Annotated in this window: 15 protein-coding genes; 9 read left to right on the forward strand and 6 right to left on the reverse strand. The window is 64.6% G+C overall.

The genetic code is table 11. The features are described from left to right. Positions 1 to 27: 27 nt before the first annotated feature. On the forward strand, positions 28 to 2,226 hold the full coding sequence (locus BLQ76_RS07965) for an RNA degradosome polyphosphate kinase (RefSeq protein ID WP_425285153.1): 2,199 nt from the start codon (positions 28 to 30) through the stop codon (positions 2,224 to 2,226). Beyond that, complete coding sequence (locus BLQ76_RS07970) at positions 2,201 to 3,733, forward strand: Ppx/GppA family phosphatase (RefSeq protein ID WP_483073309.1); 1,533 nt, start codon at positions 2,201 to 2,203, stop codon at positions 3,731 to 3,733. Before BLQ76_RS07965 ends, BLQ76_RS07970 begins: the two co-directional genes overlap by 26 nt. A 10-nt stretch (positions 3,734 to 3,743) precedes the next feature. On the opposite strand, the gene rnd is transcribed toward BLQ76_RS07970, so the two are convergent. After that, positions 3,744 to 4,895 carry a ribonuclease D gene (gene rnd / locus BLQ76_RS07975; RefSeq protein WP_090671596.1) on the reverse strand — a complete coding sequence of 384 codons (1,152 nt, stop codon included), beginning with the start codon at positions 4,893 to 4,895 and terminating at the stop codon, positions 3,744 to 3,746. 185 nt (positions 4,896 to 5,080) lie between these two features. Here rnd and aspS point away from each other — a divergent pair, with 185 nt between their 5' ends. From aspS to BLQ76_RS08005, 6 genes are all read left to right on the forward strand, one after another. Continuing rightward, positions 5,081 to 6,871: an aspartate--tRNA ligase gene (gene aspS, locus BLQ76_RS07980; RefSeq protein WP_090671599.1), complete on the forward strand. Its 1,791-nt coding sequence runs from the start codon at positions 5,081 to 5,083 to the stop codon at positions 6,869 to 6,871. 241 nt (positions 6,872 to 7,112) lie between these two features. After that, positions 7,113 to 8,555: a UbiA family prenyltransferase gene (locus BLQ76_RS07985; RefSeq protein WP_090671602.1), complete on the forward strand. Its 1,443-nt coding sequence runs from the start codon at positions 7,113 to 7,115 to the stop codon at positions 8,553 to 8,555. Beyond that, positions 8,548 to 9,888 (forward strand): FAD-binding oxidoreductase, encoded by a 1,341-nt coding sequence (locus tag BLQ76_RS07990; protein ID WP_090671605.1) that lies wholly within the window; start codon positions 8,548 to 8,550, stop codon positions 9,886 to 9,888. Before BLQ76_RS07985 ends, BLQ76_RS07990 begins: the two co-directional genes overlap by 8 nt. A gap of 111 nt (positions 9,889 to 9,999) precedes the next feature. After that, a complete protein-coding gene (locus BLQ76_RS07995) occupies positions 10,000 to 10,446 on the forward strand; it encodes an EamA family transporter (RefSeq protein ID WP_090671608.1) in 447 nt (148 codons plus the stop codon). After that, positions 10,443 to 11,456, forward strand: a complete 1,014-nt coding sequence (locus BLQ76_RS08000; protein WP_090671611.1) for an NAD-dependent epimerase/dehydratase family protein — start codon at positions 10,443 to 10,445, stop codon at positions 11,454 to 11,456. Before BLQ76_RS07995 ends, BLQ76_RS08000 begins: the two co-directional genes overlap by 4 nt. Positions 11,457 to 11,473: 17 nt before the next feature. Next, a complete protein-coding gene (locus BLQ76_RS08005) occupies positions 11,474 to 12,928 on the forward strand; it encodes an aspartate aminotransferase family protein (RefSeq protein WP_090671613.1) in 1,455 nt (484 codons plus the stop codon). A 64-nt stretch (positions 12,929 to 12,992) separates the two neighbouring features. Here the strand turns inward: BLQ76_RS08005 and BLQ76_RS08010 are convergent, their stop codons facing one another. Then, the gene (locus BLQ76_RS08010; protein ID WP_210285761.1) at positions 12,993 to 14,738 is read right to left on the reverse strand and encodes a hypothetical protein; all 1,746 of its coding nucleotides are present in this window, start codon (positions 14,736 to 14,738) and stop codon (positions 12,993 to 12,995) included. 210 nt (positions 14,739 to 14,948) lie between these two features. Between BLQ76_RS08010 and BLQ76_RS08015 the strand changes: the two genes are divergently transcribed. After that, positions 14,949 to 15,761, forward strand: coding sequence for a DUF1194 domain-containing protein (locus tag BLQ76_RS08015; protein WP_244519528.1), 813 nt, complete (start codon positions 14,949 to 14,951; stop codon positions 15,759 to 15,761). A gap of 4 nt (positions 15,762 to 15,765) precedes the next feature. On the opposite strand, the gene BLQ76_RS08020 is transcribed toward BLQ76_RS08015, so the two are convergent. From BLQ76_RS08020 to BLQ76_RS08035, 4 genes are all read right to left on the reverse strand, one after another. Beyond that, the gene (locus BLQ76_RS08020) at positions 15,766 to 16,725 is read right to left on the reverse strand and encodes a lysylphosphatidylglycerol synthase domain-containing protein (protein WP_090671620.1); all 960 of its coding nucleotides are present in this window, start codon (positions 16,723 to 16,725) and stop codon (positions 15,766 to 15,768) included. Positions 16,726 to 16,930: 205 nt separating this feature from the next. Further along, positions 16,931 to 17,242, reverse strand: a complete 312-nt coding sequence (locus BLQ76_RS22050; protein ID WP_170842515.1) for a hypothetical protein — start codon at positions 17,240 to 17,242, stop codon at positions 16,931 to 16,933. A gap of 100 nt (positions 17,243 to 17,342) precedes the next feature. After that, positions 17,343 to 17,639: a response regulator gene (locus BLQ76_RS08030; RefSeq protein WP_170842516.1), complete on the reverse strand. Its 297-nt coding sequence runs from the start codon at positions 17,637 to 17,639 to the stop codon at positions 17,343 to 17,345. A gap of 157 nt (positions 17,640 to 17,796) precedes the next feature. Then, positions 17,797 to 19,782, reverse strand: coding sequence for a putative bifunctional diguanylate cyclase/phosphodiesterase (locus tag BLQ76_RS08035; RefSeq protein WP_090671633.1), 1,986 nt, complete (start codon positions 19,780 to 19,782; stop codon positions 17,797 to 17,799). Between the last annotated feature and the right edge of the window lie 25 nt (positions 19,783 to 19,807).

Below are 19,807 nucleotides of genomic sequence, written 5' to 3' on the forward strand. Positions count from 1 at the left end.
GCCATGCCCGATCTCGACCAGCCTTTGATGGAGGCGATCGGCGCCGTTCCGGCATCGCCGGCCGCGGAGGTCGCGCCGCCGGCCGCGTCCGACCTTCCGCCGGACCGCTACGTGAACCGCGAGATCTCGTGGCTGCAGTTCAACCGGCGCGTTCTCGAGGAATCCGAGAACACCGCTCATCCGCTTCTGGAGCGCGTGCGCTTCCTGTCGATCTCGGCCGGCAATCTGGACGAATTCTTCATGGTCCGAGTGGCGGGCCTGGCCGGGCAGGTGCGCGCAAAGCTCGAGATCCGATCCGACGACGGCCTTCTTCCGCAGGAGCAGCTGAACCTCATTCTGGCCGAGGTGGAAGCGCTACAGATCGCTCAGCAGGCGTCGCTCGCCGAGCTTGTGAAGGCGCTCAAGGCCGAGAACATCCTGATCGTCGGGGCGGGCGAACTGAAGAAGGACGATCGCGCCTGGCTCGAGAAGCATTTCGACGACGCGATCTTTCCGGTCCTGACGCCACTTTCGGTGGACCCGGCCCATCCGTTTCCGTTCATTCCGAACCTCGGTTTCTCGATGGCCTTCGCGCTGGAGCGAGAACGCGACTCGCAGCGCATGAATGCGCTTCTGCGCCTGCCCACCGCGCTGCAACGCTTCATAGAGATGCCCGTCAGCGAGTCGGGGCAGGCGCGCTTCGTGCCGCTGGAGAGCGTCGTCGCGCTGTTCATCTCGCGACTGTTTCCAGGCTATCGTGTGCGCGGCCAGGGAACGTTCCGCATCATTCGCGACTCGGATATCGAGGTCGAGGAGGAGGCGGAGGATCTCGTTCGCCTCTTCGAGACGGCGCTCAAGCGCCGCCGGCGTGGGCGCGTGATCCGCATCGAGTTCGATCACGTGATGCCCGAGGGTCTGCGTAACTTCGTGGCGGGCGAGCTCAACGTCTCCGAAAACCGCGTGTCGGTCATGGACGGAATGCTCGCGCTCGACTCGGTATCTCAGATCGTGCGTGTACCCCGCGACGATCTCAAGTTCTCGTCCTATATCCCGCGCTTCCCGGAGCGGATCCGCGAACACAATGGCGACTGCTTCGCGGCGATCCGCGAGAAGGACATCGTCATACACCATCCCTACGAGAGCTTCGACGTCGTGGTGCAGTTCCTGCGCCAGGCCGCTCTCGACCCCAATGTCGTGGCGATCAAGCAGACGCTCTACCGGACCTCGAACGACTCGCCGATCGTGCGCGCGCTCGTGGATGCCGCCGAAGCCGGAAAGTCGGTGACGGCGCTGGTGGAGTTGAAGGCTCGCTTCGACGAGGAAGCGAACATCAAGTGGGCGCGCGACCTCGAGCGCGCCGGCGTGCAGGTCGTCTTCGGCTTCATCGAGAAGAAGACCCATTCCAAGATGAGCCTCGTGGTCCGGCGCGAGGAGGGCAAGCTCGTCTCCTTCGTTCACCTGGGCACGGGCAACTACCACCCGATCACGGCGAAGATCTATACGGACCTCAGCTACTTCACAGCCGATCCCGACATCGCGCACGATGTCTCCATCATCTTCAACTACATCACCGGATATGCCGAGCCTTCGACGCTGCGCAAGCTCGCGGTCTCGCCGCTGACGCTGCGTCGGCGCATTCTCCAGCACATCGAGGAGGAGATCGCGCACGAGAAGGCGGGCCGGCCGGGCCAGATCTGGATGAAGATGAACTCGCTGGTCGATGCCGAGATCATCGACGCGCTGTACCGGGCGAGTCAGGCGGGCGTCGAGATCGACCTTGTCGTGCGCGGCATCTGTTGTCTCAAGCCGCGCGTACCCGGCTTGTCGGACAACATTCGCGTCAAGTCGATCATCGGGCGCTTCCTCGAGCACAGCCGGATCTTCTGCTTCGGCGCCGGCCACGGGTTGCCTTCGGAAAAGGCTCTCGTCTACATGGGCTCGGCCGACATGATGCCGCGAAACCTCGACCGCCGGGTCGAGACGCTGGTGCCCATCACGACCCCGACGGTTCACAGTCAGGTGCTTTCGCAGATCATGCTCGCCAACATTCTCGACAATCAGCAAAGCTGGTCGGTGCTGTCGGACGGCACCTCGCGTCGCATCACGCCCTCGGAAGGGGAGATGCCCTTCAACGCGCAGCGCTACTTCATGACCAACCCGAGCCTCTCGGGACGAGGGAAGGCCCTGAAATCGAATGCACCCAAGCTCATCGCCCGACAGCGTGCCGAGCATTCCCGCTTCGATTGACGCCGACGCACAGGGGCGCATCCGCGACCGGGTTCCGGTCGCGGTCGTGGACATCGGCTCCAACTCGGTGCGCCTCGTCATCTACGAGGGCAACAGCCGGGCCCCGACGATCCTCTTCAACGAGAAGGTGTTGAGCGGCCTCGGTCGCGGCTTGGCCCAGACCAACCGGCTCGACGACAAGGCCGTCGCCAGCGCGATCGGCGCGTTGACGCGGTTTCGCGCCCTGTGTCGGCAATCGGGTGTCGGCGAGGTCCATCCGATCGCGACCGCCGCCGCGCGCGAGGCAACCAACGGACCCGACTTCATCCGCGCCGCCGAAGCGGCGATCGGTTGCCCGATCACCATTCTCTCCGGTGCCGACGAGGCGCGCTTCGCGGCAGAAGGCGTGATGGCCGGCTTTCACGCCCCGAGCGGCTTCGCGGGGGATTTGGGCGGCGGTAGCCTGGAGATCGTCGAAATCAGCAACGGCGCGATCGGGCAGGGCATCACCATGCCGCTCGGCGGCCTTCGACTGCAGGATCTATCGGGTAACGATCCCGCCAAGGCCCGTGCCATCGCCGACAGTCACGTCGTCGCCTCCGGGTTCGGTCCGCTCGCTGCCGGCCGTCCCTTCTTCGCGGTCGGTGGAACGTGGCGCAACCTCTTCCGCCTGCACATGGAGCAGACGGGGTATCCGCTGCACGTCATGCACGGCTATACGGTGAAGGCGGCCGATGCCGCCGACTTTCTCGGCGCGGTCGTCAAAAGCGACCCCGAGAAGCTGCCGGGCATCGCCGCCGTATCGCGCTCGCGTCGCCAGCTCCTCGCCTTTGGTGCCGTGGCGATGCAGGCGGTCGTTCAGCACCTCAAGCCGTCCGAGATCGTCCTGTCTGCCTACGGCGTGCGGGAGGGTTATCTGCATTCCCGCCTGTCGGACGAGGACAAGGCCAAGGACCCACTGATCGAGGCCGCGCACGAACTCTCGGTCCTGCGCTCGCGCTCGCCGCGCCACAACGAAGAACTCGTGGAATGGACCAACCGGACCTTCGCGGCACTCGGTATCGCCGAGACCCTGGACGAGGCGCGCCTGCGCCGCGCCGCCTGTCTTCTCACCGACATCTCGTGGCGCGCGCACCCGGACTATCGCGGGCGCCAAAGCATGTCGATCATCGTCAACGCGAACTTCCCGGCCGTTGATCACGCCGGCCGCGCCTATCTCGGGCTTGCCAACTACTACCGCTACGAAGGCGAGTTCGATCCGGTGGCGCTCAACGTCCTCGGCCAGGCGGTCGACACGCGATCGCTTCATCTGGCCCGCGTCCTCGCATCGCTCTTCCGGGTGACGTACCTTCTGACGGCCGCCATGCCCGGCGTCCTTGGTCGCCTGCGCTGGCTGCAGGATCCGCGCGGCGGGTTCACGCTTGCGGTTCCGCGCGAACTCGCGGGTCTTATCGGCGAGCGGCCGGAAGCGCGGCTTCAGGCCTTCTCGCGGATCGTCGACCGCACCTTGCGCATGGAAGCTCGTTGAGGTCGCGCCGTCAGAGCGCGACCACCTCGACCTTGCGGTTGCGGTAGACGAGGGCCGTGCGTCCGGCCAAGAGATCCAGCGCACGCGCACCAAAGAGCTCGCGCCGCCAACCCTGAAGCGCCGCGACGTCGGCCTTTTCGCCCTCAACCGCCAGCTTCTCCAGATCGTCACCGGATGCGATCATGCGACCCGCGACGCCACGTTCCTCGACGACGATCTTCAGAAGCACGCGAAGGAACTCCACCGCCGCCGCCGTTCCTTCCGGGAGGTTCGGCGGGCGGGGGATCGGCGGCAACTCGCCTCGCGGCACCGCCAGCGCCCGGCCGACCGCCGCGAGGATCTCTCGGCCGGCGGACGAGCGCTCGAAGCCCTTCGAAACCGAACGCAGGCGGCCCAGCGCCGTTTCGTCCTTCGGCTGCTGCTGCGCGATCTCGTAGATCGCGTCGTCCTTGAGAACGCGGCTGCGCGGCTGGTCGCGTGCGCGCGCCTCGCGCTCGCGCCAGGCGGCGACCTCCTTCAGAACCTGTAGTTCGATCGGCTTGCGGACCCGCAGCTTCAACCGGCGCCAGGCGTCGTCGGGATGGATGTCGTAGGTGCGCGGGTCGCTGAGAACCGCCATCTCGTCGCGCAGCCAATCGGTCCGGCCCTCGACCTCCAACGCCGAGCGCAGGTAGCGGTAGGCGTCGCGCAAGTACGTCACGTCTGCCAAGGCGTAGGTCAGCTGATCGTCCGATAGCGGGCGATGCCGCCAGTCCGTAAAGCGCGAGGTCTTGTCGATGCGCCCCGAACTCGTGCGAGCGACCAGCTGATCGTAGGCGATCGACTCGCCGAAGCCGCAGACCATCGCGGCGACCTGCGTGTCGAAGAGCGGGGCAGGAATCAGACCGCCGAGCTTATGAATGATCTCGATGTCCTGCCGCGCGGCGTGAAAGACCTTCAGGACGTTTCGGTTCGCCATGAGTTCGAAGAACGGCGCCAGATCGATGTCCGGCGCGAGCGGATCCACCAGCACCGCGAGATCATCGGACGCCATCTGAACCAGGCAGAGCTCCGGCCAGAAGGTCGTCTCCCGGATGAACTCGGTATCGACCGTGACGAACTCCGCTCGCGCGAGTGTCTGGCAGGCATCCTGAAGGGCGGCGGTCGTCGTGATGGGCTCCATGCGGTCCTCTTACCGTCTCCGCCGGCCGCTTGCACGTGGCGCGCGTGCGCCGAGCACATCTATTCACGGGATTAGGGGTAGGGCGCGCGAACTTGACAGTCGTTAACGGCCATGCGTTTTCCGCCCACTAGACCGGGGCGCGGCGCGAGGCGTGCGTCCAGCCGAGTTCAGTCGAAAGAAGACCCATGCATCGCTACCGCAGCCATACCTGTGCCGCGCTCCGCCCCGCCCATGTCGGCGAGACCGTCCGCCTTTCGGGTTGGGTTCATCGGGTTCGCGACCACGGCGGCCTTCTGTTCATCGATCTGCGCGATCACTACGGCCTGACGCAGATCGTCGTCGATCCGGAAAGCGCGGCCTTCAAGACGGCCGAGGCCGTGCGATCGGAATGGGTGATCCGCGTCGACGGAGAGGTGAAGGCGCGCACGCCCGAGACCGTGAACGCGAAGCTGCCCACCGGCGAGGTGGAGATCTTCGCGCGCGAGATCGAGGTGCTGGCGCAGGCCAAGGAGTTGCCGCTGCCGGTGTTCGGCGAGCCGGACTACCCCGAGGACGTGCGCCTTCGCTATCGCTTCCTCGACCTGCGCCGTGAAACGCTTCACCGCAACATCATGCGCCGCACGCAGGTCGTCGCCGCCATGCGCCGCCGCATGACCGAAAGCGGCTTCAACGAGTTCCAGACACCGATCCTGACGGCGTCGAGCCCGGAAGGCGCCCGCGACTTCCTGGTCCCGTCGCGTCTTCACAACGGCATGTTCTATGCGTTGCCGCAGGCGCCGCAGCAGTACAAGCAGCTCCTGATGATGTCGGGCTTCGATCGCTACTTCCAGATCGCGCCCTGCTTCCGCGACGAGGACCCGCGCGCCGACCGCTTCTACGGTGAGTTCTACCAGCTCGACCTCGAGATGAGCTTCGTCGAGCAGGAAGACGTGTTCCAGACGATGGAGCCCGTCATTCGCGGCATCTTCGAGGAGTTCGCGGACGGCAAGCCCGTCAGTCAGACCTTCCGCCGCATCCCCTATGCCGAGTCGATCCGGCGCTACGGCTCCGACAAGCCGGATCTGCGCAACCCGATCGAGATGCAGGCCGTGACCGAGCATTTCGCCGGATCCGGCTTCAAGGTCTTCGCCGGCATGATCGCGAAGGACCCGGCCGTCGAGGTCTGGGCCATTCCTGCCAAGACCGGCGGATCGCGGGCCTTCTGCGATCGCATGAACGGCTGGGCGCAAGGCGAGGGGCAGCCGGGCCTCGGCTACATCTTCTGGCGCGAGGAGGCCGGCAAGCTGGAAGGCGCCGGGCCGCTCGCCAAGAACATCGGCGAGGAGCGAACCGAAGCGATCCGCACGCAGCTCGGTCTTGGCGCGGGCGATGCCTGCTTCTTCGTCGCCGGCGTGCCGTCCAAGTTCTATTCCTTCGCCGGCTCGGCGCGTACCCGCGTCGGCGAGGAGCTGAACCTCGTCGACCGTGACCGGTTCGAGCTTGCCTGGATCATCGACTTCCCGTTCTACGAGTGGGACGAGGACAACAAGAAGGTCGACTTCGCGCATAATCCCTTCTCGATGCCGCAGGGCGGCATCGAAGCGTTGGAGGGTCAGGAGCCGCTGACGATCAAGGCGTTCCAGTACGACATCGTCTGCAACGGCTTCGAGATCGCGAGCGGAGGCATCCGCAACCAGTTGCCCGAAACCATGGTGAAGGCGTTCGAGATCGCCGGCTATACGCGTGCGGACGTCGAGGAACGGTTCGGCGGCCTGTATCGTGCATTCCAGTACGGTGCACCGCCCCATGGTGGCATGGCGGCGGGCGTCGACCGTATCGTCATGCTCCTGTGCGGCGCCAAGAACCTGCGCGAGATCGCGCTGTTCCCGATGAACCAGCAGGCCCACGACCTCTTGATGGGTGCTCCGGCTGAGGCGACGCCGGCGCAGCTTCGGGAACTCGGCCTGCGTGCAATCCCACCGGCGCCGAAGGGCTGATCTCGCGCCCGCTGCGCTTCCGCACGGGAAGGGTGGCGGGCAGGCCTATGATACTGTTATCAGCAGCCGTGCCGTAGCGGTTTAAGGGGTGTTCATGCTTTCCGTCGGATCGAGGTGACTGGTCGAACCGTCGGTTAACCGCGTTCGGCATTCACGCAATAGTGGATGCTTCTTTCACTGCGCGGAAAGGTTGACCGTCGAATGATCCGGCTCAAACCGGACCTATCGAACGGAAAGCCTCATGGACACGCTGATCTCGCGCGCCGAGTGTCCCGTCTATGCCGACCTCGACGGCACACTGATCCGCAGCGACCTCCTTTGGGAGACGCTGTTCCTGTTCGCGCGGCAGGATCCTCTCCAGTTCTGGCGCGCCTTCGGCTGGCTCGCGCAAGGGAAATCCGTTCTCAAGGACGAACTCGCGGCGCGCGTCGAGTTCGATGCCAAGAGCCTGCCCTACCGCGAAGAGGTCGTGGCTGCCCTGCAAGCCGAGCGGGAGACGGGACGGCGGATCGTCTTGGCGACGGCCTCCAACGAGCGGCTGGCCCATGCGGTCGCCGACCATCTCGGCATCTTCGACGAGGTCCTGGCGAGCGATCGCGAGACCAACCTGTCGGCGTCCCGCAAGCTGGAACGCATCGTCGCGACGTGCGGACCGCAGGGATTCGATTACTTCGGCAACTCGCAGGACGATGTCTGCCTGTTTCGCGAAGCGCGTCAGGCGACGGTGGTGCAACCGGACCGGGCCGCCACCAACTGGCATGCCGGAGCCGATCCGCATACTCGTCTGATCCGCGACGATGGCCACCCTGCGAAGGCTCTCGTGAAGGCGCTTCGTCCGCATCAGTGGATGAAGAACGTCCTGGTTTTCGTCCCGATCGTGCTCACGCAGGAATATCTCAACATCGGGTTGTTCCTGGCCGGCATCCTGGCGTTCGTGTCGTTTTCGTTCGCGGCATCCGCCGTCTACATCGTCAACGACCTCCTAGACCTCTCCGCAGACCGTCGCCACAAGACGAAGCGCAACCGTCCGTTCGCCTCCGGTCGCGTTCCGATCCCGACAGGTCTTGCGATGGCGGGCGGCCTGCTCGTCGTGTCCTTCGGGATCGCGGCCTTCCTGCCCGTTGCCTTCATACTGGTGCTCGGCGTCTATCTCGTCGCGACGACGGCCTACTCGTTCGCCTTGAAGCGTATGCTCCTGATCGACGTCCTGACGCTGGCCGGGCTGTACACAATGCGCATCATCGGCGGCTCCGCCGCCGCTGCGACGCAGGAGTCCTTCTGGCTCCTGGCTTTCTCGATCTTCTTCTTCCTCTCGCTTGCGCTCGTGAAGCGCTACACCGAACTGGCGGACTTCGGGACGGGCGCGTCTCGCGCGGTGACCGGGCGCGGCTATGTCGACGAGGACATCGAGACGATCGGCCAGGCCGGCATGGCATCGGGCTTCGCCTCGGTCCTCGTCTTGGCCCTCTACATCGACAGCGCGGAGGTCAACGCGCTCTACAGCCACCCCTATATGATCTGGCCGCTGTGCCCGCTGGTCCTCTACATCATCGTGCGCATCTGGGTGCTCGCGCGACGGCGCCAGATGAACGAGGATCCCGTGATCTTCATCCTGCGGGATTGGCGCTCGCAGATCATGATCGCGGCAGGCGCGCTGATGTTTGCCGGTGCCGCCTATGTCTGAGACCTACGACAGCTGGGGACGCCTGGGTCGCCCGCAAGGGGGGCGGCGGGCGATCCCAGGAGCGGATGGGTTCCCATCGGTTCGTTCGCCGGCAGGACTCCTGCCTCGCGGCAACGGGCGTTCCTACGGCGATAGCTGCCTGAACGATGCGGGGCTCCTCGTCGACCTGACGGCGCGGAACCGTATCTTCGGCTTCGACGCGGAAACCGGTCTTCTCGACGCGGAACCGGGCGTTCTTCTTCGGGACGTGACGCGGACCGTGGCGCCGCTGGGATGGTTCCTGCCCGTGACGCCGGGCACACAGTTCGTCACGCTGGGCGGCGCCTTGGCGAACGACGTTCATGGCAAGAATCACCATCGTCGCGGCACGTTCGGCACCTGGGTCGAGGATTTCACGCTGGTCCGCTCGGACCGCCTGCCGATGCGCTGTGCCCGTGACGAGAATAGCGAACTCTTCGCGGCGACGATCGGGGGCATGGGCCTGACGGGAATCGTGACGCGGCTGCGCGTCCGGATGATGCGGGTCGCCTCCAGTTCGATTCGGCAGGTCACCCATCGCTTCGACCGCCTGGAGGACTACTTCGATCGTGCCGAGGAGGCTGACGAACGTCACGAGTACGCCGTCGCCTGGATCGACTCGCTGGCGACGGGTTCGCATTTCGGACGCGGGCATCTCATATGCGGCGACCACGAGGCGGACGGGACCCTGTCGGGCGACGCGAAGCCGGGACGGTTGAGGGTCCCGTTCACCCCTCCGGTCAGTCCGCTGCGGGGCGTTGCCCTGCGAGCCTTCAACGAACTCTACTATCGCCGTGCGGCGGCCGGGCGCAGCGAGCGGACGGTCGCCTTCGAGCCGTTCTTCTATCCGCTCGACGGCGTGACGGACTGGAACCGACTCTACGGGCCGCGCGGCCTGCTTCAGCATCAGAGCGTCGTACCCTATGAGCGAGGAGCGACCGCGGTCCGGGCCCTGATGGAGTGTGCCCACGCGCACGGGCAGGGGTCATTCCTCACGGTTCTCAAACGTTTCGGCGATCGTCCGAGCCCGGCGCTTCTGAGCTTCCCGCGTCGTGGCTGGACCCTGACGCTCGACTTCCCGCACCGCGGTTCGCGGACGCTGGATCTCATGGCAGCGCTGGATCGCATCGCGATCGAGGCGGGTGGTGCCGTGAATCCCTACAAGGACGCGACCATGTCGCCGGACACGTTCGCCGCCTCGTTCCCGGAGTGGCGGCGGCTCGAGGCATGGCGCGATCCGGCGATCGTGTCGGATAGCTGGCGACGGACCGCGCTGCGTCTTCCGGCGCAGGCAGGGCGTGCCGAAGCGGCCTGATACCTTTCGTTGACGCTGCGGAACATCAATCGGCTGCCGTTAAGCGAAGCCCAAGAAGCCGCAGGACAGATTGCAGCCCGAAGCGGCGCATGAGGCGCCCGAGGAGCCGAGATGAGTCGATACATCCCCTTCATCCTCTTCACGGTGTTCACCAACGCCGCGGCACAGATGATGTTGAAATACGGCATGATGCAGCTGGGGCCGCTCAGCTTCGCCGGCATGAACCCGATCCTGAAGATCCTGCAGATCGTCTTCAGCCCCTTTGTTTTCCTCGGGCTCCTGACCTTCGTCATCTCGATGGCCTCGCACCTCTTCGTCCTCTCGAAGGTCGAGCTCTCCTACGCCTATCCGTTCCTGTCGCTGGCCTACGTCGTGGTCGCGGTGGCGGCCTGGATGCTGTTCGGCGAGCAGCTGACGGCGGCCCGCATCGGCGGCATCGCGCTGATCTGCGCGGGCACGGTTCTGATCGCCAAGGGCGGCGGCACGGTGGTGGAAGACCCGGCCGCTTCTCCGACGCTCGCACACAACACCAACACCACGCAGGGAATCGTTCGATGAAGCACATCATCTTCGGTGGCGACGGCTTCGTCGGCCGCCATCTGGCAGCGCGTCTCGTGGCGGACGGCGAGGACGTGATCGTCGCGGACATCGCCAAGTCGGACCTGCCGCACTACGCCCAGTGCCGCCACATGACGGTCGACGTCACAGACCCGGCCGCCGTTCGCTCCGTGCCGATGACCGCCGACGACATGGTGTACAACCTGTCGGCCAAGATGCTGTCGCCGCTCCAGGTGCGGGCGAAGCGTCATGAGTTCTTCTATCCCGTGAACTACGACGGGACGAAGCACATCATGGAGGCCATGCATGCGGCAGGCGCCATGCGCCTCGTCCACTTCACGACCGACATGATCTACGGCCACACGGTCGTGACCCCGATGACCGAAGACCACCCGGTCGCGCCGCTCGGCGAATACGGAATGTCGAAGCTCGAGACGGAGCACCTCGCCGCCGAATGGCGCAAGCGTGGCATGCGCATCTCTCTCTTCCGTCCGCGCCTCATCATCGGTCCGGGGCGCCTCGGCATTCTCGAGAAGCTGTTCAAGCTGGTCGATGCGAACCTGCCGGTTCCGATGATCGGTTCAGGCCGCAATCCCTACCAGTTCATCTCGGTCTTCGACTGCGCGGAGGCCGCGCGCCTCGCCTGGAAGGCGGGTGTGCCGAACGAGGCCTACAATCTCGGCTCGCTGAACCCGCCGCCCGTACGCAAGCTGCTGGGCGACCTCGTTCGACATGCGGGCTCGCGTTCGATCCTGCTGCCGACGCCGGCCTGGGCGGTGAAGCAGACGCTGAACCTCCTGGACGCCGTGAACCGTCCGCTGATGGACCCCGAGCAGTATCTCATCGCCGACGAGGAATGCGTGCTGGACGTTTCGAAGGGCGCGCGCGACCTCGGCTGGGTGCCGCAGTACCGCGACGAGGACATGCTGATCGCCGCCTACACCGAATACCGTGCGAAGAAGACGGGTGCAGCCGCGCCGTCGCATGCCTTCGCTGAAGCCGCCGAGTAAGGGAAGGAACCGAACCCATGCTGGATCGCCCCATCACCGCATCTCCCTCGCTCGATGCCGCGCCGCGCGTCGGCCCCCCCAAGCCCGACCTGCTGACGGTCGAGGATGCCAAGGCCATGGACGTCGGCACCATGGCCGACCTCTTCAAGCATCACGTGAACCCCGGCCAGTTTCATTTCATGAAGTTGCTCGGCTTTCATAAGGTGAAGGTCGAGCGCGCCGAGGGCATGTTCTACATCGATCAGAACGGCCGCCGCATCCTCGACTTCTTCGGCGGCTTCGGTTCGCTGGCCTTCGGGCACAACCATCCGCGCATCGTCGAGGCGCGCAAGCGCTTCCAGGACGAGAAGCGGCACGAGATCGCGATCGCCTTCCTGTCGCAGTACGCCTCGGCGCTGGCGAAGAACGTCGCGGCGTGCTCGCCGGGCGAGCTCGACATGGTGTTTCTGGGCTCCTCGGGCTCCGAGGCCATGGAGGCGGCGATCAAGGTCGCCGAGCGTGCCTCGGGACGCAAGAACTGCAAGATCGTCCATGCCGAGAACTCCTTTCACGGCAAGACGAAGGGTGTTCTGTCGATCACCGACTCGCCGCTCTACAAGGGCGAGTTCAAGCTCGTCGACAACACCTACCGCGTCCCGTTCGGCGATCTGGCGGCGCTGACCTCCGTGGTCCGCTCCGATCCGGATGTCGGCGTAGTGGTGCTCGAGACGATCCAGGGCGGAGGCGGCATCATCGAGGCGCCGACCGAGTACTGGCAAGGCGTTCGCGCGCTGTGCGACCAGCACAAGGTCATCTGGGTCGCCGACGAGGTGCAGTGCGGCTATGGCCGCTCGGGTCGCTTCTACGCCTTCGAGCACCACGGCGTCGTGCCCGATGTCACCGCGTTGGCCAAGAGCTTCGGCGGCGGCAAGGCCGCGATGGCGGCGATGATCGCCAAGCGCGACGTCTACATGCGCGCGTATGGCACGCCCAAGACCGCGATGATCCATGCTCATGCCACCTTCGGCGGCATTGGCGAGGGATGCATCACGTCGATCGAGGCTCTCAACACGCTCTATGACGAGGATCTCATCGGCAACGCTGAGGTGGTCGGCGCCTACCTGAAGGAACGGCTGCAGGCGATCGCGGAGAAGTATCCTTCGATCATCAAGGAGGTGCGCGGTCGCGGCCTGATGGTCGGCCTCGAGTTCCACGACTTCTCGAAGACGCTGCCGTTCGCGCTGCGCCCCGTGGTGGCACTGCTCGACGACAAGCTGAAGGGGTCGCTGTCGGGCTTCATCGGCGCGTTGCTTCTGAAGGACTACGACTGCCTGGTCGCCTTCACCGAGTACAACCGCAACGTCATTCGCCTGGAGCCGCCGCTGATCTGCAGCCACGACAACGTGGACCAGTTCTGCGACGCGCTGGACGACCTGCTTGGCCGCGGCATCGTCTCGATCGTCAAGGATTTCGTGAAGACCCAGATGGGCTGAGGCCGATCAGAGCCGCCAGAATGACGAAGGGGTCGGTCGGATAGGTCCGGCCCCTTCATGCGTTTCAGGACGACGGGCCGAGATCGGCGCGGATATACGCCTGCCAGCACGGCGACAGCTCGATCAGTCGATGACCGGTCAAAGCCGGTTCGTAGATTCGCCGAAGTGACATGTTGGCGTTTGTCACCGGGCAACGCGGGTAGAGCACGAGATCGGCCTGCTCGACGGCAGCCTTGGTCGCGGCATCGAGGGGCGGGACCGCTCGGAAGGGGTCCGCACCGATCGCGATCTGTCGGACCGCATCCTTGTCGAGCAGATACGCGAACGGGTTCACGAAATTGAGGTCCATGACCGTTCGGAAGCGCACGCCATTAGCGGTTTCATAGGCGCGGACCGCATCGACGGCTTCGCTGGCAGCCAGAAGCCACGCGATCTGAAAGTCCATCTCGGAATAAAGCGAGAAGGTGGGCAGAAGGTCCGCATCCGCGAAGGCCTGGTAGGTCGCGCGCTGGTCGACGTAGCTGCGCAGGAGCGCGTATCCGCGCTCGATGACTTCGGGGCGCTGCGAGATCTGCGCCAGACCCTTGAGGTTCGCGACCGGCAGGGTCTCGTAACGCATCTGGCCGATCAAGGCCCGCATGCCCTTGTGAGCGACGTTCACGGCCGGCGGGATGGCGGTTGCGGCGACCAGCGCGAAGACCAGGATCGTTCCGCGATCCGCATAGCGTCCGGAGGCCATCAGAATGGCAAGGAGGACGGGCCAAACAAAGATGAACCCCTGGCCGCCCGTATTCTGGGTCTCGTAGAAGAGCCCCGCGAAAAGCAGAACGCCGAGCCAGACCGAGTTGCGGTCGAGTACGGCATGAAGCGTTGCGAGATTGGGACGCCGAACGGCGGTTAGCGCCAGTTGCAGCGCTGGCCGACGATCGAGCCACAGAAGGGCGATCAGCAGGCAAAGGCCGGAACCAAAGATTCCGAAATGAATCGAGGCGGCCTGAATGAAGCGGCTGGCAAGCACACCCTCGTTCATCGCGACAAGGGTCGATATGTCACCGAGGTAGGCTGATACGAGCCCGGACATCGCCTCGATCAGCCCTAGCACCGCGGCGAACGCGACGACGGACATCAGAGCGGTCGACAGGCGCACGCGCCCGGCCGCGAAGGCAAAGGCGCACAGGAGACCGCCGGTGATGAATCCGGTGATCTTCGACAGGAAAAGCGCGGCACAGCACCAGGCGATCGCGAACAGGAGGACGCGCTGGCGACGCTCGAACACCAGGGCGACGGTCAGGGCGTAGAGAACCTGCGCGCCCTGGCGATTGTAGATGCCATAGCCGTCAACGCTTGGATAACTTGACGCCTGTTCGACATTGATCGGGAACAGCACGAACAGCAGGAGCGGAAGAAGCAGCGTGAGGGCGACGCTTCGGGATGACCGGTCGATGCGAGCGAGAACCGGAAGCATCGGCGGCAGGATCACGAGAAGGTAGGACCACTGCGTGAGCAGCAGCGGTTGCCCGGTCGGGAAGAGGCGCATGCCCGCCGCTTGCATCCAGTATCCCAAAGGTCCGACCGGCGCGAAGAAGTCGACAGACGGTATCTGACCGTCGAGGACACGGGTTGCGCCATCGATGATGACGTAAAGATCCCAGTACATCGCGCCGATCGGGACCGACACGCGAAGGCTGAGGAGCAGGGCGCAGCCCAGTAAGACGAGAAGAACAACCCCGAGCGGCGACAGAAGGTGAGCGACCGTCCCTCCCGTGCGTCGCACGGCCACGCCCTTCGGCGTATCGCTGATCTCGCTCAATTCCAGCTCCCGTCCGGCGCGTCGCTGCGCCCGGGGCCGAACCGTCGGTGACCGGCGCGGCGGTCGCCTGCGGCCGCGAAGCGCATGGATGGCTCCGGGTCCGGGGCTTGTTAGCGTTCCGAAGTTGCGCGAGGGTTGTGGTCCTGACGCTGACGCGCCTGCGTGACGGCTCGATGGCCGGATGCGCGGCTCCGAATGGAGAACGGGCCCATGCGCATGCTGATCGCCGCCCTTGCCTTATCGTCGATCTCGGCGTTCGCAGCGCAAGCTGCCGACACGCCCGTCGATGTCGAACTCGTTCTAGCGGTTGACGTGTCCTGGTCGATGGATCGGGGCGAGCAGGAAATTCAGAGGGCTGGCTACGTTGCAGCGTTGCGCAGCCCAGAGGTCCAGAAGGCGATCCTGGAGGGCGGCTACGGCCGCATTGCGGTCGCCTATGTCGAGTGGGCAGGAGACTCCGCTCAGAACGTGGTCGTTCCCTGGACGATGATCGACTCGAAGGAGGCAGCCGAAGCCTTTGCCTATCGTTTGTCCGTCGAGGAGCCGGATCGCGAGCGTCGCACGTCGATCTCCGCGGCCATCGATTTCGTTGTTCCGATGTTCGACGACAACGGCTTCGAGGGGATGCGTCGGGTCATCGATATCTCGGGTGACGGTCCGAACAATCAGGGGCGCCCCGTCTTGGCCGCGCGAAGCGCTGCCCTGGAGCGCGGTATCACCATCAACGGCTTGCCGCTCATGACGTCGGGTGAGGGCGATCCCATGGGGCGCTGGGGTTCGATCGCGAACCTCGATCGCTACTATGCGGACTGCGTGATCGGCGGTCCCGGAGCCTTCGTGATTCCGGTCAACGAGTGGTCGCAGTTTCCGGAAGCTGTTCGCCGGAAGCTGGTGCTGGAACTGGCGGACGTCTGGCCGACGCGCGAGAGCCCGGAAGCGTCGCCCGTGCTGCGTATTGCAGCATCGAACGCCTCGGACTGCCTGGTTGGGGAAGCGATGTGGCAGCGCCGCTACGACCGCTGACGCGTTAGACCTCGGACCGCGTGGGTGAACGGGTTTCCGCACCCCGGCGTCGCATCGCCCCTTGCTCGAACACCAGAACCATCAGGATTGCGAACGCGAAGGGAACGAGGAGGTAGAGAATTCGGAACACGAGAAGGGCCGCCAACACGTCCGTCTCCGCCATATCCGACAGGCCCGCGAGAAACGTGACCTCCAGTACCCCGAGACCGCCCGGCGCGTGGGAGATCAAAGCCAGCGAGAAGGAGATGACGAAGATCGCCAACACCGTGACGAAGCCGGGATTTCCGGCTGCCGGCAGCGCGAAGTAGATGATGGCGGCGGCTGCCACGATCTCGAGCGGCGCCGCCACGAGCTGACGCAGAACGACGTCGCGCTTGGGATATTGCAGCTGGAATTTGCCAATATGTCGAGGTGGTAGCCCGCGAAGGCTCCCGTAGACGTAGAGAGTCAGAGCGGCGACAATCGCCAGGGCGACGGCGACCGGGACAATCTGCGGCACGTCGAAGTAGCGCTGAACGATCGACGGGTTTATCAGCAGCGACGCTGCGGTGACGATCAGAACGCCTAAACCGAAGGTGAACGAACAGAAGGCGATCAGCAGCGCGATCTCCGATCCGCGCAGTCCCTTGGATGAATACGCTCGATAGCGAACGACGGCGCCAGAGAAGACCGAAGCACCGATATTATGCGACAGCGCATACGTCGTGAACGAGGTCGCCGCGACGAAGGGCATCGAGATGCGACGCCCCACATGCCGCAGGGCCAACCGGTCATAATAGGCGAGCATGACGTAGGCGAGGGCGGCCGACAGGATCGATCCGGTCCACTGCCCGGCGCTGATCGCGGTGAAACTCGACCAGATATCTTCCAGAGATAGGCCGCGGACCTCGCGGTAGAGGAGCCAGCAGGAAACGATGACGGCGAGACCGCCGATCACCGGCCAAATGGCATCCTTCATCTTCATGCGGCGTCCTTCCCATTCACGGGATCACTTCGATCGGGTTCGGGGCGCAGTCCCGCACCTTCGGCACGGTGGCCCGTACATAGCCATTCAAGGCGACGCGCGAAAGAACACGAAACCGTTTGTCCGGAACGTGTTGCCGGTCGTGCGATCCGTTCTGATCTGCGGGTCTGACATATCGGGCCAGCCATCTCGGGACAGATGATCTTCAGCGTTCGGCATATGACCGATCGATCGGGAACGATCGATTTTCGTGGGAACCGCCGGAACCAAATGCCGCACCGTGCCGTTCTTCGGCCGCATTCTCGACCTCTCGGAGTTCTTGGTCATGATCCGTCGTATGCCTGCCGTCATCGTCGCTCTTACGGCCGTCATGGCCCTTTCGGCGTGTGCCAACACCGTGCGCGGCGTCGGTCGCGACGTTGGTAACACCGTCGAGGCAACCGGGCAGGCGGCGCGCGATATCGCTCCGCGCTGATCGCAACAGGTTCTTGCAGACGAGGAAAAGGCGGTCGAGCATTCGGCCGCCTTTTTTGTTTGGTTTAGGGGGGCGCACAGGGGGGCAAGGTGATCTTGTGCACAGGGTTGCAGACGCTTCCCCGAGCGTTGTGTCTCCGCTTCTACCAGCGCAACCCCGACAGGACTTGAGCGATGTCCGTGCGACGGAAAGGTTTTCCGACGCAACGCACGTTTCGAAAGCGCGCGGGCAGGCCGTGGCGGTTTCCGGTCACGAAGCAAAAGGGGATCCTGCGATCCGCCAACCGGTCCGCGACCGGAAGGGAGGTTGTCCCGTACAGGTCGAGATCGAGCAACGCGAAGTCGACGTCCGCTTGGGAGAAGCTCATACCCTCGTTCAAGGTCCTGGCCCAAACGCAGTCGGCATCTGTGCTTTCGGACACGATGTCCTCGAGGTCCATCGCGATCAACGGTTCGTCTTCGACAATCAGAACACGCATCGGCCAGTCCCTCAGGTTCCCAGGGACACAACGAAACGCGCACGCTTATGTTCGATTTACATCAAATGCGAATGGTTGTTTCGAGTGGCATGGTTTCTGCCGAGTAAAAAAGCGGTGTTCAAATGGCGACCGCGACAGCTGACTGCGGCTCCATCCCGGACTGAGCGTTCGCGGCGAAGTTTCGCAGCATCGTATCCGCTACGCGGTCGGCGGGCATGGGCTTGCCGAAGTAGTATCCCTGCAACTGGTCGCATCCCAGTCGTGACAGGACGTCGGACTGTTCCCGGGTCTCGACGCCTTCAGTCGTCACCTTCATGCCCATGTGATGACCCATGGCGATGATCGTTTCGAGGATGCGCTCGATGTTGGGCTCGCCGTCGTTGAATGCGGCCATGAAGGATTGGTCGATCTTCAGCTTGTCGAACGGGAAGCGCCAGAGGTAGCCGAGCGAAGAGTAACCCGTTCCGAAGTCGTCCATCGCAATGGAGATGCCGAGCGCCTTGATGTCCTGCAACTGACGCAGGACCGTGTCACGGCGATCGAGCAACAAGGACTCGACCACCTCGATCTCGAGGCGATGTCCGGCGATGCCGGCATTCGCCAAGGCATCCTCGATGATCGGAAGGAGGTCGTCTTCCGCGAACTGGACCGCCGACAGATTCACCGAAACGAAGAGCGGCTCGGGCCAGAGGGCGATCTGGCGAGTCGCCTCGCGCAGGACCCAGTTCCCGATCTCCTTGATCAGCCCTCTTGCCTCCGCAATCGGGATGAAGACCGATGGAGGAATATAGCCGCCCGCTCCATCTGGGAGGCGGATCAAGGCCTCGAAACCGAGGGCGGTACCCTGCCTTGCCGAGACGATCGGTTGGTAGAAAAGTTCAAACCCGTCCTCAGCCAGGGCTGTTCGCACCATCCGTTCGACCGTTCGGCGCCGGTGCGCTTCCTCGTCCATGCCTGGGTCGAACAGGACGTAGTTTCCAAGCTTGTGGCTCTTGTGGACCGTCAGGGCGAGTTCCGCGTGCCGAACGACTTCGTCGAAGGTTCGCCCATGATCGGGCGTCGACGCCGCACCGATGCAGATGCGGGGCTGCAGAGTATGGCCGTCGATGACGACGTCCTGTTCCAACGCATGCTTCAGGCGCACGGCCAACCCATCGATCTCCGCAAGGGTCGTGGTGCGCCGCTGCAGGAGGACGAAGTCGTCCGGGCCGATGCGAGCCGCGAGGTCTCCGACGTCCGGCATCGTCCGCAGGCGATTGGCGAGAGTCCGCAGCAGTTCGTCGCCGGTCGGCTGCCCGAGCGAGTTGTTGATGTCGCCCAGGTTCTGAAGGTCCACGAAGAAGACCGTGAGGCGCTCGCGCGTCGCGCGTGCCGTCGCGAGGATGCGGTCGGCTTCCTCCTGTACCCGCTTGCGGTTGAGAAGCCCGGTCAAGGCGTCGTGGTTTGCGAGGAACTGGATGCGCTCATCGGCTTGCTCGATCCGCCGCTTGCGCTGGATGTAGATCAGGGCCGGGATGCCGGTCGCGGTCAAAAGAATGCCGACGAGAACGGCGGCTGCGATGCCGAGGACCCGGACGTAGCTGCCGTACGCGCGGCCGCTGTCGGGCATGACGCCGAGGAAGCCGATGCGTTGGCCGTCGCGCTGCAGCGGAAGGATCACGACATAGTCGCCGGTCGCACGCTTCTCCAGCGCGACCCATGAGCCGTCTCGCCGGACATAGTCGTCGGCCAGCCGGTCGCCGGTCACGGTTCCGCCCGGACGATTGCGCAGGAGCCACTCGTAGCGGATGGAACGGGGCGAGAAGACCTCCGTGCCGCGATCATCGAAGATCGTGAAGTTCGCGATACCGGAGGCGGCCGATATGTCGCGGACCGCGGTTTCGATATCAGCTTCGCGCGAAACGCCGGTGAGAAGGGCGTCGAGCGCCGTCTGGTTTCCGGTCAGGTAGCTGGCGAAGCGCGTCGCCGCTCGCTCGGCGTCCGCTTCCATCAGCTTGTCGACGGATCGCTCGGCTAGAAAGACGCTCGCGCATGCAACGGTCGCGAGGACGATCGCCCCGCCCATCGTCGTCATCATGTACGAGCGAATTGCTTTGAGTTTCATCGCATATGGCCCCTCCCGGCAACCA

Source organism: Aureimonas jatrophae, from assembly GCF_900104035.1.
GTDB lineage: Bacteria > Pseudomonadota > Alphaproteobacteria > Rhizobiales > Rhizobiaceae > Aureimonas > Aureimonas jatrophae.

What these genes read in the sequence shown, in the direction of transcription:
- BLQ76_RS07995 (WP_090671608.1), top strand. Translation starts at nt 10,000, where the DNA reads ATGAGTCGATACATCCCCTTCATCCTCTTCACGGTGTTCACCAACGCC.
- BLQ76_RS22050 (WP_170842515.1), bottom strand. Translation starts at nt 17,242, where the DNA reads ATGCTCGACCGCCTTTTCCTCGTCTGCAAGAACCTGTTGCGATCAGCG.
- BLQ76_RS08000 (WP_090671611.1), top strand. Translation starts at nt 10,443, where the DNA reads ATGAAGCACATCATCTTCGGTGGCGACGGCTTCGTCGGCCGCCATCTG.
- BLQ76_RS08005 (WP_090671613.1), top strand. Translation starts at nt 11,474, where the DNA reads ATGCTGGATCGCCCCATCACCGCATCTCCCTCGCTCGATGCCGCGCCG.
- BLQ76_RS08015 (WP_244519528.1), top strand. Translation starts at nt 14,949, where the DNA reads ATGCGCATGCTGATCGCCGCCCTTGCCTTATCGTCGATCTCGGCGTTC.
- aspS (WP_090671599.1), top strand. Translation starts at nt 5,081, where the DNA reads ATGCATCGCTACCGCAGCCATACCTGTGCCGCGCTCCGCCCCGCCCAT.
- BLQ76_RS08030 (WP_170842516.1), bottom strand. Translation starts at nt 17,639, where the DNA reads ATGGACCTCGAGGACATCGTGTCCGAAAGCACAGATGCCGACTGCGTT.
- BLQ76_RS08035 (WP_090671633.1), bottom strand. Translation starts at nt 19,782, where the DNA reads ATGAAACTCAAAGCAATTCGCTCGTACATGATGACGACGATGGGCGGG.
- rnd (WP_090671596.1), bottom strand. Translation starts at nt 4,895, where the DNA reads ATGGAGCCCATCACGACGACCGCCGCCCTTCAGGATGCCTGCCAGACA.
- BLQ76_RS07990 (WP_090671605.1), top strand. Translation starts at nt 8,548, where the DNA reads ATGTCTGAGACCTACGACAGCTGGGGACGCCTGGGTCGCCCGCAAGGG.
- BLQ76_RS07985 (WP_090671602.1), top strand. Translation starts at nt 7,113, where the DNA reads ATGGACACGCTGATCTCGCGCGCCGAGTGTCCCGTCTATGCCGACCTC.
- BLQ76_RS07965 (WP_425285153.1), top strand. Translation starts at nt 28, where the DNA reads ATGGAGGCGATCGGCGCCGTTCCGGCATCGCCGGCCGCGGAGGTCGCG.
- BLQ76_RS08020 (WP_090671620.1), bottom strand. Translation starts at nt 16,725, where the DNA reads ATGAAGATGAAGGATGCCATTTGGCCGGTGATCGGCGGTCTCGCCGTC.